We start from the raw sequence: 14600 nt of genomic DNA, 5'->3' as shown, positions 1-14600 counted from the left end.
ATATTATTTACAAACGCAACAGCATTAAGAGTTGTGTTAATACATAGTATGCACTTACTGGTAGAATTATAGGTTCATTGCGCTACTGTAAGATAGCAATATAGTGTTGCGCCCCGTTCTTCATCAATTAGCCGGATCTAGCTGCATGGTGGTATCGTGCTGCTGCAGTGGCTCTGAGCCCAAGGAAAAGCCCATGCATCCAATGCTTCATACCGCTGTTAAGGCTGCGCGCCGTGCCGGGCAGATTATTAACCGCGCTTCATTGGACATCAATCTCCTACAAGTGAATAAAAAACAGCATAATGATTTCGTTACTAACGTTGATACAGCAGCGGAGGCGGCAATCATTGACACTTTACATGCAGCATATCCAGAGCATGGATTCCTTGCTGAAGAATCAGGCGCTAGCGCTAGCGAATCCGAGAATTTATGGATTATTGATCCGCTCGATGGTACGACAAACTTTATCCATGGATTTCCCCAGTACTGCGTATCAATTGCGCTTTCCCATCGGGGCGTTATTACACAGGCAGTTATCTACGACCCGACACGCAATGACTTATTTACGGCATCGCGTGGCTGTGGGTCGTTTCTTAACGACCGGCGTATCCGCGTATCGCGGCGAGACCGACTAGCTGATGGGCTTATTGGTACTGGTTTTCCATTCCGGGATCAGAGCGGACTAGATGAGTACTTAAAGCTGTTCAGCGAAATGACGCGTGTGTGTGCTGGCCTACGCCGTCCGGGCGCAGCAGCGCTAGACCTTGCGTATGTAGCTGCAGGTCGCTATGATGGCTTCTTTGAACAAGGCATTCAACCGTGGGATGTTGCGGCTGGTAGCCTACTCATTAGCGAAGCTGGAGGGCTAGTCGGCAATTATACAGGTGACTCTACTTTCCTGTACCAGCATGAAATCGTCGCGGGCAACTCAAAACAGTATGCGCAAATGGTTCAGATTTTAAGGCCATATAGCAGAGTTAAAACGCCTATCTAATCATCAAAATACTGGTGCACCAACATAGCAGAATTGTACTAGTAGCGCATTAGATTCAAATAGTATTTATTCGAGATCTGGTAACTGATCAGAACATCTTTTATGCGGCATAGACTTAGGGGCAGAATATGTTGCACGTCCGCTCACTTAAAGTGCAGGAAGAATCTGATTATATCAGTCTAAATCTGGTTATACGACGCAACTTTAAGTTAACTAAAATACTGCAAGGTATAGAATTCCCTAATTCTGCTCTCTGTTTGACGTATCTATATACGTTCGACTGGTAGACACTTGCTGCATCACTAGCGGCATTATGCGCTCGAAATCTGGCGGAATCGGTGCGCTCGACTCACGGCAGGATTTCTATGTTGCCTTATAATTAGCTACTAGGTAAAGCTCTCAGTACGCTCCGCCATTCTCTGCGGTAGATTTCTGACATCGAGCGCATTAGAGCAGATTTTCCTTGCTTAGAGCGCAGCTTCGAGATATAGCTGAATTACGTGATACATGTATAACTACTTGGTTTTATCTTTTATATACGAAATATCGAGTATCCGATTTCTAGCAGTTTCACAAGAATAAGTTGCATATTTTGCTTGGCTATCAACTAAGGGGCTACCCACACTTCGTGCATGTATCGTACTGGCTATTACCCCGCGACATTATTTATACACCTAGCCCGAAAAGTATTAACCTTGTTACAGCGAGCCATTACAGGTGGTCTACCACAATAGTAAGAGATAGTGTTATTTATTTTAGCTATAAAAAATTTAGACAAATTGCGCGACATTTTAGAGAACTTCTGACACTTTATCGGCGATCTAAAACACAAGAACGCACCCGAACGGGGATTTTAGAATCTTCTCGTTGAATATCATAGGATTTATAGCTTTTATATCGAGATTAGTTACGGATAAACGTACAAAGCACCAGGCAACTACAAGCGACATTAGATACAGAAAACGCTAAATGCTATATGACTGCGGTACCCAGGAATTTGAAGAAAGATACTATTAGTCCAGGAATAGGCGTTTTCCTACGCACATATATTATATAATGCGCTGTTACAGATGTAATATATTCTATATAAATTGGTAATCAATAGGATTTAGTGGCTTACGATACGCTATTTTGTCCGTAAAAGATAACAAACTAAACTTAAATTAATCGACGGTCAATATAAAAATACATATAATTTCTGCCGATGCCGCTGGTGCGTTGCATACTTATCGCATCCCTCTTACTTGCAGCTATAGATGGGTGTTAAATCACATAATTCTGTATTATTTGCGCTGTTGCTTACCTAAACCATAAAAGGACGTGATCATGAAGAAATCCCTCCTCGTAGTATCTCTATTAGCAGTAATAACTCTTGCGGCTTGCGGCAAAAAAGATGAGAGCGCCAGTTCGGCTCCCGCTACCGATACTCCTGCCTCATTGTCTCCAACCGCGGCTCTGCAAGCGCCTACCTCGACTGCTACTGATTTAAGTGATACCGGCTCAGCTCATACTGCAGCCCAAAGCGCTAGCTAGTAGTTGCTATCAGAAAAAGAACCGGCCTATAGCCGGTTCTTTTAGGGGGGGGCTTAATACATCGTGAATTTGAGGTGCATTGAAAGCGTGCTCTTAAGCTTTGATTACAAATCCAGATGGAGGGAGGGTATTGCAGCACCTTATTAAGGGGTAAGTAAGCGGTATCAATTAAGCGGCTTATTTTTCCTTATTTTTACTATTTTTTATGTTATTCCTTATAAATCCTAGTTTTTAAAAAAATTAAATTTAAACTTTACTATTCTAGAAATATAACATTAGTTGATTTATGCTTCTAAGATTAATTACCCCTCTGAGCCCGATAGATCGTAAAAACTCAAACCCGCTATTGGCGCTTAGCGCTGGATTCTTATGTAGTTTAGAATACTTATTCCTTAATATCATTACATAAAAAATTAAAAACTTAATACTTAAACATATAAATATCACAAGAATTTACACTGAGCTTCTCTTCGGGGGGGGCATCTGCCTCAGACAACGTAGTAACATGCTGCTTATTGTTAATAATATAGACCCTAATATAGCTGATATGAATGGCCTTTACTATCTGCTAAGCGGTAATATACATATTAGGTTGGCTGATTATCAATTACTAAAAGCTAAGTCGCTTACTTATCTTTTAAGTTTGCTGTAATTAGATACCTCCTCTCCAGAGATATGCGGATTGCAATACAGGAGCAACCTACCAAGTAAATACTCTCGCTTATGGCATTATTTTAAGAACAAGATTGATATAAATCAATACGGTTCAAAACTAGCTATATAAAGGGTTAGGGCGCCGTATGATTGTACTACTCTATTTTGATAGTAACATGTCGTGTTTAGTCGATTAACTGTTACGGTTTTTGTTGATTAGCCCTGAATTATATATTATTTCGTATAAATAGCTGGTGTCAGCTTTAGATCGCGCAGTTGCGCGACCCTACTCTAGAGGATTTTATCTCTTCTAGGGATATTTTTTCGAGAAGTATGCGATATTATAATCAGAATAGCATTCTCCTGTTTTACTACGCGCTCGACTTCAATATACGGAATCATTCCGTAAGCTTGATAGGCACATATAAAGCTTAACATTTTTTGTATATAGGTTAGAGAACTAGTTACTAGGAATCTTTAGCCCAGTCTGTTTTAATTATTCCCATTACTCGTGAATTTGTTGCAGTATAAAACTACTTTTCTCCTAAAATTTTTTAAGCTGAGATCATAGCTCGTCTAGGGTGGCCTTTTATCTCTATTAGAGACGCGTCTTGTCCTGATCGAGGCGTGTCTTTCATTGAAATTCTGAGGGGCAGAAATGCTTTTTATCGTATTACTGCCTACTATTATCTCTAAGCTTAGCTGATTACCAAGATTTTTAGTTATATACGGTATACCATAACGCTGGTTAAGCAGCATGGCTTCTAGATCTATCGGCATCTGAAGCTGAGACATGCAAATCTTGTTCTTATAATCGATGCTATCTGCAGAGAGAAAATTATTAACTGTATTACAGTCTGTTAGAGAAAACATAGTAATTGCACATACAGTCGATTTTATCGACATAAAAAATAAAAACTCTCTAGGAGATTCTCCATATTAGAAATAATACTGACCACTCTCTATTTATGCAATGCTCCTAGCAGAACTAGGTTAACTCACTACCCCTGCAGAGTGCAGTGAAGTTCGAACGGTTTCATGGTGTTGATCTGAAAGCGGTGTCAGCGGTAATCGGATACCTCCACGGATTTTTGCCATCTGCTGTAATGCCCATTTAACTGGAATCGGGTTTGACTCTACAAATAAGTGCTTATGTAATGATAAGAGTCTTAGGTGAAGTGCTCGAGCAGTCTTCGCATCACCTGCGATCGCGGCACGACATAGCTCACTCATCGCGCGCGGCACTACATTAGCTGTAACCGATATATTTCCATGTCCACCTAGTAGCATTAATGCAATAGCGGTTGGATCATCTCCGCTAAAAATTGAAAAATTGACTGGCGCTGCCTTAATCAGATTGACTCCGCGATCGATATTTCCGGTCGCATCCTTCACGCCTGCAATGCCTGGTACCTGAGCAAGTTTTAGGATCGTTTCGTTGCTCATGTCAGCAATAGTGCGGCCTGGAACGTTATATAGAAACACGGGTAGATCGACCGCTTCGGCGATCGACTTAAAATGTCGGTATATTCCCTCTTGTGTCGGCTTATTGTAGTAGGGTACAACCTGCAGAGATGCGTTAGCGCCTACCTCCTTAGCCGCTCTGGTCAACTCGATCGCTTCACCAGTCGAGTTTCCGCCTGCTCCGGCGATAATCGGGATGCGGCACGCCGCATGCTTAACCGCCGTTTCAACTAGCAACACATGTTCTTCGACAGATAGAGTCGCTGACTCGCCACTCGTACCAACCACAAGCAGTGCATTACTGCCCTCTTCGATATGCCAGTCGATCAGTGCGCGAAATGCCGGAAGATCTAGTGCCCTGTCTTCTAGCATCGGCGTGACAATCGCCGGAATGCTACCGCTAATTAGCGTAGCTTGCATTGCTTGGTTCATGAAACTATCTGAAAAATCAACGTTAAATTAAGATTGTAGCGGATTGGCTAGACAAATCGTATCTTGTTCTCCCCTTATATGTGTTCCTCTTTATAGCCGAGAAGCTCTGTCTCGGCTTTCTCAAATAGTCTACCTACAGCTACTTTAGCGGAAAGGCTTTAGCAGAGGCCTACTAAGCGGCACTATAGAAATGTAATGATGCGCACTATCAGAGAGAATTTACACTATAGCTCATAGCTATGCCTATACCTAATACATAGGAGGCTAAGTTTAGAAGTTGCCCTAGCGTTTATAGCTACGCTTGAATATTTTGTGCAGTGCTACGTTATTAATACCGAGTATTCTAATCAGACTATCAAATAATAGGCGGCATAGAGACTGCGTTGACAAGAATAGCTACAAGTCTCTAATGTTCTTCGAAAAATATAGGTTATCATACAGTGAAATATTAGTAATTAGATAAGTACTTCTAATCACTATCCAGCTTAACAGAGAGATTGTAACGCTATATAAATATTGAATGTGTCAACAACCTCCGAGTGTTATGTTCAGTACAGCGCTAAATACGTCTATTAGAAGAATTCTGCCGAAGTAGTGATACGATTATTAACTATATGAAATTCCCATAGCCTCGCGTACGTCTCGCATAGTCTCATAAGCTAACTTTCGAGCTTTATCGCAGCCATCTGCAACAATCGCACGTAGTAGTGATGAATCATCTATATACTTCTGTGCCCGCTCGAGCATTTGCTGTTGCTCAAGCAGAATGCTATCAATCACTGGCTGCTTGCACTCTAAGCAACCAGCCTCTGCATTCCGGCAAATACGCCATACCCACTCGTGTGTTGCTGGATTCGTATAAGCTTGGTGCAATCGCCATACCGGACATTTATTCGGATCTCCAGGATCGCTACGACGCGCACGGGCTGAATCAGTCGGCATCTTGTGGATTTTCTTCTCTATCGAGACCTTATTTTCTCGAAGACCAATCATATTACTATATGACTTAGACATCTTCTGCCCATTAAGCCCTGGCATTCGTGATGCCTCAGTTAGCATTACCTGTGGCTCAACCAAAATAATCTTGCGCGAGCCCTCGAGATAGCCAAAAAGACGCTCGCGGTCACTCATCAATAGGCTTTGTGACTCTTGTAGTAGTGCACGAGCCTGTTCTAGTGCCTCTTCGTTGCCCTCCTGCTGGTAAGCATTTCGCAACTCGTGGTATAACTTAGATCGCTTTCCACCAAGTTTTCTGGCTGCCTCATTAGCTTTATCCTCAAAGCCTGGCTCACGCCCATATAAGTAGTTAAATCGGCGAGCAATCTCGCGCGTTATTTCTACATGTGGAACTTGGTCCTCGCCTACGGGTACTAGCGATGCGCGGTATAGCAGGATGTCTGCTGCCATAAGTACCGGATAGCCGAAAAATCCATATGTATCTAGATCCTTATCATGTAACTTCTCAATCTGCTCTTTATAGGTAGGCACTCTCTCGAGCCAACCAAGCGGCGTACTCATGCCTAAAAGCAGCGATAACTCCGCATGCTCCTGCACATGGCTCTGAATAAATAACGTAGCCTGAGCCGGGTCAATGCCGGACGCAAGCCAGTCGATTAATACTTCCCATACATTTTTTTCTATTATATCTGGTGTTTCATAGTGCGTAGTTAGTGCATGCAGGTCAACCACGCAGAAGAAACATGGATATTCGGATTGCAGCTTGATCCAGTTCTTTAATACACCATGGTAATGACCAAGATGTAGTGAGCCGGTTGGACGCATACCGGAGAAAATTCGGTCTGGAAACATAGTATCAAGAGGTCAGATGTTAAAAATCGTCGGAGGTTACCCAGTACCTTCTCAGACGCAGCCAAATAAAAGAATGATTAGATGCAATATTCAGAAAACTATGTTGTAGCCCGCGCTTACTAGCGGACGCATCCTCAATATATTGAGTACGTGCGTGTTATTACTAGCGTTATAACTATAAAAGCCATAAGGCTCGACGATCTTTACGAAGAGATAAGCAATACGCATAGGCAACAGAGAAACGATCATGCGCCTACCATCAAGCAGTAGCAGAGGAAATATAGGTTTGAGAACATAGCGCTAGGCCGGCGAGGATAAGGCAATTGGCTAAAATTGACTAGCACCGGTTTTACATAGCCGAGGGCGTATGCACCACTGGTTAAAAATAACATGATTATGTGCATTATGATCGCACCCGTCAGATTAATATGCCGCATTAGATTAAGCGATATACGCCTCGTTAAGTACGCGACATTATCACTGAAGTATGAAGTAGCAGGCGCTAATAACCGTACGCATGCTTCATACAATGTAATCTCGCAAAGCAGAAGTAACACAGTAAATTTTCTATGCGAGAGAGTTCATCACACCCTTGTAACAAGGCGTCGATAATCAGTCGCACTGACATATGCCGAACGAACCCCACACCCTGTGCAAATCGGAAATCACTGTGCGCGTTTAAAGGACTCTAATTAGTTATAACCTACTAAAACGAGCATTTCCTATTCTTATTTTCAAGTGGTCCCAGTAGATATCTTAACAGGACAGGTCTCATATCCATCTACAGAGATCGAGTTTTATACAGGTCTCTTACAGAGCGTTGAGCAATCTCTAGCTTCTAAACAAGTTAACTTTATTCGATTACCGGGAGTTGCAGCCTTACGAGAACTAAATAATCGTCTGATCCAGTACGCTCATCCTAACTCTACATGACTAATACGATAAGAGTATCCGAATAAGTGATACATTTTTAACAAAAATATTAGTCCCTTGTGAGGGAACTAACCTTATCAATAATTGCGCTATCGCTAGATATGGAGGCATTTGAACTACACTCTATATATAGCACCAAGTGTAATTTTACTTGCGTATATTAGAATATTAGTATAGTTATTGCCCCGATCTCTCTGTAGTCTCGTTAATTGAGTCGCAGGGGAGACGTGTCGCAATTCACGAGTATACTTGCAACATTCCAGATATTCGAAGCTAGCTACGATGTTCGCGGATCTAATCTATCTTATTGCATATTAATGCAAAGACTAACAATATAGGGATCTCCTTCTCGTCCCCAAAAAGTAACGGCCAGACATGTAAACAGTGTCTACTGCATAGACCGAGGCGAAGACAGAAACGCATAATAAAGCAGGTGCCACAAAAAATAAGTCTAAATTTAATATATTATGCCGACTGCTTTTATACCCGTGATATTTTTAATATAAACCACTTTGTTTTCTTAGCTACCGAATGTCTATTTTTGTTTATTAATAACTAGTCCTACTAGGTAAATAGTAGGCGGAGCCTGGTTGGCAAAAATGCTTTATAACTGGCTATTAGCTATATTACAGAGCATATATGCACCCAGTATAGCTGAAATTATAGGCTAGTTTCTATTCGACATATTAATAACACATTATAACTATGCTAATAGATTTATCTATTAATACTTTATGCACAAAAATATGTATATTATCGCACTCTAAAGATTCATATATATAGATTCATAATATGCATAAAAATTATTTAAAGTAAAGGCATTATCTAAATTCTATAAAAGAATAAGATTGCTTAATTATAATAGTCTTTTTCCCGAGTTTTTTAGAAATTCTTTGTACGCATTCTCGACTCTATCTAAGCCATATAGACGGAGTCGAGAAGTGATACTCTCCGATCTCGATCAGATTCATCATAATATATCATATTGAGCATCCCGGAGATTACTCCTCTCTATGAGGTATAGATATATTACGTAAAATACAATAAATGTTAGTATATGTAGCCACGTCGTATACTTTCTCTATGTATGCGCTAAACCCTACTAAGCATGTAGATCTAATATGATAGATACTGGCGTAAACATGCCCATGTGCATCAACCATATAATTCCTTAATACTTCTGTACTTTAGTCGATATAAACGATAGTATATCGTAGATAGAGTCTAATAGATGCGGCCTCTATATGAGGGTTCATTTTATTAAAAAGCTAAGGCTTTAAGAACCAAGTAGTCTAAACTACTGGTGTAGAAATTTCTTAGTTCTTACGGAATAATTCTGGATGGCGCATATAATAATATATGTACTATTCAGAATTAAATAATATAGACTGAGGCCCTCATGCAAGAGGGTTACTAAAATCCCAGAATACCTAATATAATTCGATACTATTTAAATAGATTAAGATCACATAGAAGTATACTCTAACTTCTAAAGTTAAGAATTATATATTTGACTAAATCGCGGATCCATGCAATTCTTTTAAAGAAATTTATTCAACAAATAGCATCTAGGCTTATGTGAGCCGTGTTTAATGGCTGATCAAGTGGACAAGTGGAGCTAACGCCAATCTAGCAGTACTGCACTGCATTTATAGCGCAATACGCTAGATTAATATAAGATAAATAAATATTTTATACGCGTTATTATGTAAAACTTTGTACTCGCGCTTACGCCCTTAGATGACTTGATTGGTAATCGGTAGAGTGTTGAGTATTATTATAAAATAATAGTTTATAGGGTTACCTGCTCGCTTACTGCTACCCGCACTCAGGTAAAAGCGATGCTATAAAAATAGAGTAGTAGTCAAAAGATGCAGTTTATAAGCGGAACACGACTACATACTATCTAGACTCTATTTAGCATGCTATTAATGCCACGACGTGGTATCATAGATAATCGGTATTTAATACTCATCTTTATGCTGAAGCCTAAGCTAGCTTTTATTCACATCTAAGCGAATTATTGATTGTGCTAACTGGACGGACACACTGAAGAGCATTAGGTGATACGAACTGCATAAAGACTTCACCGTCTCTAATCATCCCCATCTCATAGCGCGCTCGTTCTTCTATTAAAGCAGTTCCATCTTGGAGATCTTGTACCTCTCTAGCTATTTTTTGATTACATAGCTTTAAATTATTATTTTTTTTCTGTTGCGTCGCGATCTGCTTCTGCAGCTCGCGAATGTGTAACCAGCTGCTGCAGCCGCGCCATAATAGAAGCTGAATTAGCAAAATTAATCCAACTAAAACAACGCTAACTGGCCGCATAATACTGGACGCGGATTGCAAAAAAATTATCCTCACGATCTTAAAGGCAATGGTCAATCGTACGAGCAAAATATTTTATTAGATTATCGATGACTGCAGTGCTACGTGATCCGTTTATTATATTAGCGCAAATTATAAAATGTAGAGAGTCCAGAATAACTTGCAATGTCACCAAGATCTTCTTCAATACGAAGAAGCTGATTGTACTTAGAAATTCGGTCGCTGCGCGACAGCGAGCCAGTCTTAATCTGGCCTACATTCAAGCCAACAGCTATATCGGCTATTGTTGTATCTTCAGTTTCACCGGAACGATGTGACACAATAGAAGTGTAGCTAGCTCTCTTAGCCATCTCAATGGCCTCAAAAGTCTCGGTTAGCGTTCCAATCTGATTAATCTTTATTAAGATAGAATTTGCAATTCCCTTCTTAATTCCCTCTTGCAGGATGCGTGTATTGGTCACAAATAAATCGTCGCCTACTAGCTGAACTTTTTTACCTAACCGGTCGGTTAGAAGCTTCCAGCCATTCCAGTCGTCTTCATGTAGGCCGTCTTCGATCGAAATAATCATAAACTTTTCGACTAATATTTTAAGATAGTCCGTAAACTCAGAAGATGACAACTGTAGATCTTCGTTAACAAGATTATACTTACCATCTTTATAAAACGTGCTGGCTGCGCAATCAAGCGCGAGTAGCACGTCTTCGCCAGCGCGATAACCAGCTTTTTCAATCGCCTGTAAAATCGTTGAAAGGCATTCATTGTTACTCCTGAAGTTCGGCGCAAAACCGCCTTCGTCGCCGACTGCAGTGCTCATACCACGCTTTGATAAAATCTCATATAATGCATGAAATATCTCAGCGCCACATCGTAGTGCTTCACGAAAAGTCGGCCGGTTCGCGGGCACAATCATAAACTCTTGGATATCTAGACTATTATTCGCGTGCGCGCCACCATTTACAATATTCATCATAGGTACAGGCAATTGCATGGTACCGGAACCGCCAAAGTAGCGATATAGAGGCAAGCCTACCTCCTTAGCAGCGGCTTTTGCAATTGCCATCGATACGGCGAGCATCGCATTCGCACCCATGTGAGATTTATCCTCAGTGCCATCTAGCTCTAGTAAGGTTTTATCTAACAAGACTTGTTTAGATGCCTCTAGACCTCTGATGGCTTTAGAAATGCTGGTATTAATATGCCTAACCGCTTTAAGCACCCCTTTACCACTATAGCGTCTAGCTTCGTTGTCACGTAGTTCAATTGCTTCACGCAACCCTGTTGACGCACCGGATGGAACCGCTGCGCGACCCATTGCGCCTGATTCAAGAAATACGTCGCACTCGACAGTTGGATTACCTCTCGAATCAAGAATCTCGCGACCAATAATATCTACGATAGTACTCATACTGTTTTTATAGAAAGGATAAATCGGTTTTGATGTTTTAAGTCAACAGAGCGATAATTAGAGATATTACTAAATCGTAAACTACGTGTATACTCAAGTAAAATCTTTTTCCAGCAGAACTGTAGATTTTACTATACGATCAAGAGTCACAAGCATTTCTAGTAATGCATGCATTTGCTGTAAAGGTACTGAGTTTAGGCCATCAGACTTCGCCCGAGCAGGATATGGATGCGTTTCCATAAATAATCCAGAAATGCCAACTGCAACAGCAGCACGTGCTAAAGCTGACACAAACTCTCGCTGCCCGCTAGACTGAGTTCCCTGACCACCAGGCAGCTGCACCGAATGGGTTGCATCAAATACAACAGGGGCGCCACTTTTTCTCATGATAGTAAGCGAACGCATATCAGAGGTGAGGTTGTTATAGCCGAAGCAAGTGCCACGTTCACAAGCAAGAAATCGGTCTGCTGACAGCCCAGCTTCTTTGGCTGCTGAACGTGCCTTATCAATTATATTTTTCATATCATACGGCGCTAGAAATTGTCCTTTCTTAATATTGACGGGCTTACCTGAACGGGCGCATGCTCGAATAAAATCAGTCTGTCTGCATAGGAACGCCGGCGTTTGTAGTACATCGACGACTGATGCTACTACATCGATCTCATTCTCTGTATGCACATCAGTCAGTACTGGCACGCCAATCTGGCGCCGCACCTCGCTGAGAATACGTAAGCCTTTATCTATGCCAACTCCTCGAAATGATTGATCTGAACTTCGATTAGCTTTATCGTACGATGACTTATAAATAAATGGAATGCGCATTTTTTTACAAATCTCGCTGAGGCAGCCAGCGGTATCAAGCGCTAGCTGCTCAGACTCAATAACACAGGTTCCGGCAATCAAGAAGAGTGGTTTATCTAGACCGACCGCAAAATCACATAGCTCCATATTGACTCCTATCCTGCATTAGTAAGGCGCCTCTCAGCTACTATTCCTTTTTGGGCTATGCCGCTTGTTTATGATGCATCAGCGCTGCTTCAAGATATGCATTAAACAGAGGATGACCCTTGCGTGGTGTTGACGTGAATTCGGGATGAAATTGACAGCCGACGAACCACGGATGCATATTCGTGCTTAACTCCATCATCTCTGGTAGATTTTCGGCCAGTGTATGGGCGCTAATAATCATCCCACTAGCCTCAAGTACCGGCACGAAATTGTTATTAACCTCATAACGATGCCGATGCCGCTCGTTAACATCATTTCCGTAGATTTGTTGAGCGCGTGTGCCTGGCTTAATCGGACAGCGCTGCGCGCCTAATCTCATTGTACCACCAAGGTCTGAAGATTCACCGCGCTTTTCTCGAGTCCCATTGGGGTCATACCATTCGGTAATTAAAGCGACGATCGGATTAGGTGTCGACGGCTCGAACTCAGTGCTATTAGCCTGGTTTAGATTCGCAACATGGCGAGCAAATTCAATCACCGCTAGTTGCATGCCTAGACAAATACCAAGATATGGTATTTTTGCTTCACGGGCATAGCGGATCGCCCTAATTTTACCCTCAGTGCCACGCTGCCCAAAACCTCCTGGCACTAAAATAGCGTCTAGGTGTATAAGGCTATTGACGCCCTCTGCTTCGATTTTCTCTGAGTCAATATACTCAATGTTTGCGCGTGTAAGTGTATGCAAAGATGCATGGCGCAGCGCCTCGATTAAAGATTGATACGATTCTACAAGTTCGACATATTTACCGACTATGCCGATCGAAACCTCGTGTGCCGGATGCTCGAGTCGGTATACTAGGTCGGACCATGGAGCTAAATCTGCAGGCTTTGGATCCATCTGCAACTCGCTACAGATAATTTCGTCTAAACCCTGGTTATGCAACATTTTCGGGATCTTATAGATGCTGTCTACATCCCAGACGGAGATAACTGCATTCTGCGGTACGTTTGAGAATAACGAAATCTTGGCGCGATCGCTATCTTCGATCTGACGATCGGCACGGCACAGCAGCACGTGCGGAGAGATACCGATTTCCCGCAATTTTTGCACGCTGTGCTGAGTTGGCTTAGTTTTTAACTCACCGGCTGTGGCAATAAACGGGACTAGCGTTAAGTGTACGAAGCAGGAGCAATGTCGTCCGAGCCGTAAACTCATCTGCCTTGCTGCCTCTAGGAAGGGAAGCGATTCGATGTCACCAACTGTGCCACCGATTTCAACGATCGCAGTATCAGGCTGGCTACCCGGCGTCGACGCAACGCCACGCTCGATGAACGCCTGAATTTCATTCGTGATATGAGGAATAACCTGAACCGTTTTACCGAGGTACTCACCGCGGCGCTCTTTACGAATTACCGATTCGTAGACCTGGCCGGTTGTGAAATTATTAGCACGCCGCGTCTTTGTGCTAATAAAGCGCTCATAGTGGCCTAAGTCTAGATCCGTCTCGGCCCCATCTTCGGTCACGAATACCTCACCGTGCTGAAATGGGCTCATAGTTCCAGAGTCAACGTTAATATAGGGATCGAGCTTCAATAAGATAACTTTAAGACCACGAGACTCGAGGATTGCGCCGAGGGATGCGGCAGCAATGCCTTTACCTAAAGAAGACACTACGCCGCCGGTGACAAATATATATTTAGTCATCGATGGATTCTCGCTAGAAAGCCAGATTATATGAGAAAAATCTAGCTTTCTGCTCTAAGAGTTCCCGATCTAGGTCTTTTAGTATCGATAGATCACGTAAGCAATGTTAAGCGGCGGCTTATTATCTACACATATAGACCCTCTATCTACTTAGAATCAGGAGCTAGTTGCTAAATGAATGTTATATAATCTAGTCTCTACCGAACCTCCTAAGGATTCCTTTCTACCAGGTACAAAGCTTATCGGTGTAGGCAGTCTATATACGAGATACATTCTCAATATAAAGCAATAGGTCTTATCTGAGATACGCGCGCTTTGGAGTGAAAAGCCTGCTTTCATATTAAATGCCTACCCTATTGTACTTTACTAGGACTCGCAAGCAATTTAAACG

The 14600-nt window shown here is 42.0% G+C and carries 7 protein-coding genes and 1 pseudogene; 2 read left to right on the top strand and 6 right to left on the bottom strand.

The features are described 5' to 3' along the window. Window positions 1–193: 193 nt before the first annotated feature. Both KW136_RS02640 and KW136_RS02635 read left to right on the top strand, forming a co-directional pair. Window positions 194–994: an inositol monophosphatase family protein gene (locus KW136_RS02640; RefSeq protein ID WP_216796953.1), complete on the top strand. Its 801-nt coding sequence runs from the start codon at window positions 194–196 to the stop codon at window positions 992–994. 1326 nt (window positions 995–2320) lie between these two features. Beyond that, window positions 2321–2527, top strand: coding sequence for a hypothetical protein (locus tag KW136_RS02635; protein ID WP_216796952.1), 207 nt, complete (start codon window positions 2321–2323; stop codon window positions 2525–2527). Window positions 2528–4174: 1647 nt separating this feature from the next. On the opposite strand, the gene dapA is transcribed toward KW136_RS02635, so the two are convergent. The 6 genes and pseudogenes from dapA to KW136_RS02605 all read right to left on the bottom strand — a co-directional run bounded on the left by dapA (window position 4175) and on the right by KW136_RS02605 (window position 14209). Next, entirely contained in the window at window positions 4175–5077 is a 903-nt protein-coding gene (dapA, locus tag KW136_RS02630) for a 4-hydroxy-tetrahydrodipicolinate synthase (RefSeq protein WP_216796950.1), read from the bottom strand. A 606-nt stretch (window positions 5078–5683) separates the two neighbouring features. Next, window positions 5684–6886: a tryptophan--tRNA ligase gene (locus tag KW136_RS02625; RefSeq protein ID WP_216796948.1), complete on the bottom strand. Its 1203-nt coding sequence runs from the start codon at window positions 6884–6886 to the stop codon at window positions 5684–5686. 2955 nt (window positions 6887–9841) lie between these two features. Next, window positions 9842–10150, bottom strand: a pseudogene (gene ftsB / locus KW136_RS02620) (cell division protein FtsB); the annotation flags it as partial. 122 nt (window positions 10151–10272) lie between these two features. Then, window positions 10273–11556, bottom strand: coding sequence for a phosphopyruvate hydratase (gene eno, locus KW136_RS02615; protein ID WP_216796944.1), 1284 nt, complete (start codon window positions 11554–11556; stop codon window positions 10273–10275). A 93-nt stretch (window positions 11557–11649) separates the two neighbouring features. After that, window positions 11650–12504, bottom strand: a complete 855-nt coding sequence (kdsA, locus tag KW136_RS02610) for a 3-deoxy-8-phosphooctulonate synthase (RefSeq protein ID WP_216796943.1) — start codon at window positions 12502–12504, stop codon at window positions 11650–11652. A gap of 55 nt (window positions 12505–12559) precedes the next feature. Beyond that, complete coding sequence (locus KW136_RS02605; protein ID WP_216796942.1) at window positions 12560–14209, bottom strand: CTP synthase; 1650 nt, start codon at window positions 14207–14209, stop codon at window positions 12560–12562. Window positions 14210–14600: the final 391 nt, after the last annotated feature.

It is taken from the genome of Candidatus Vallotiella hemipterorum, from assembly GCF_910593725.1.
Lineage (GTDB): Bacteria > Pseudomonadota > Gammaproteobacteria > Burkholderiales > Burkholderiaceae > Mycetohabitans > Mycetohabitans hemipterorum.
Note: the sequence above shows the minus strand (reverse complement) of the source record. Positions and strands in the feature narration are given on the sequence as shown.

Excerpts from the sequence above, each read along its gene's own strand:
- KW136_RS02640 (WP_216796953.1), top strand. The coding sequence starts at position 194 with ATGCATCCAATGCTTCATACCGCTGTTAAGGCTGCGCGCCGTGCCGGG.
- KW136_RS02635 (WP_216796952.1), top strand. The coding sequence starts at position 2,321 with ATGAAGAAATCCCTCCTCGTAGTATCTCTATTAGCAGTAATAACTCTT.
- dapA (WP_216796950.1), bottom strand. The coding sequence starts at position 5,077 with ATGAACCAAGCAATGCAAGCTACGCTAATTAGCGGTAGCATTCCGGCG.
- KW136_RS02625 (WP_216796948.1), bottom strand. The coding sequence starts at position 6,886 with ATGTTTCCAGACCGAATTTTCTCCGGTATGCGTCCAACCGGCTCACTA.
- eno (WP_216796944.1), bottom strand. The coding sequence starts at position 11,556 with ATGAGTACTATCGTAGATATTATTGGTCGCGAGATTCTTGATTCGAGA.
- kdsA (WP_216796943.1), bottom strand. The coding sequence starts at position 12,504 with ATGGAGCTATGTGATTTTGCGGTCGGTCTAGATAAACCACTCTTCTTG.
- KW136_RS02605 (WP_216796942.1), bottom strand. The coding sequence starts at position 14,209 with ATGACTAAATATATATTTGTCACCGGCGGCGTAGTGTCTTCTTTAGGT.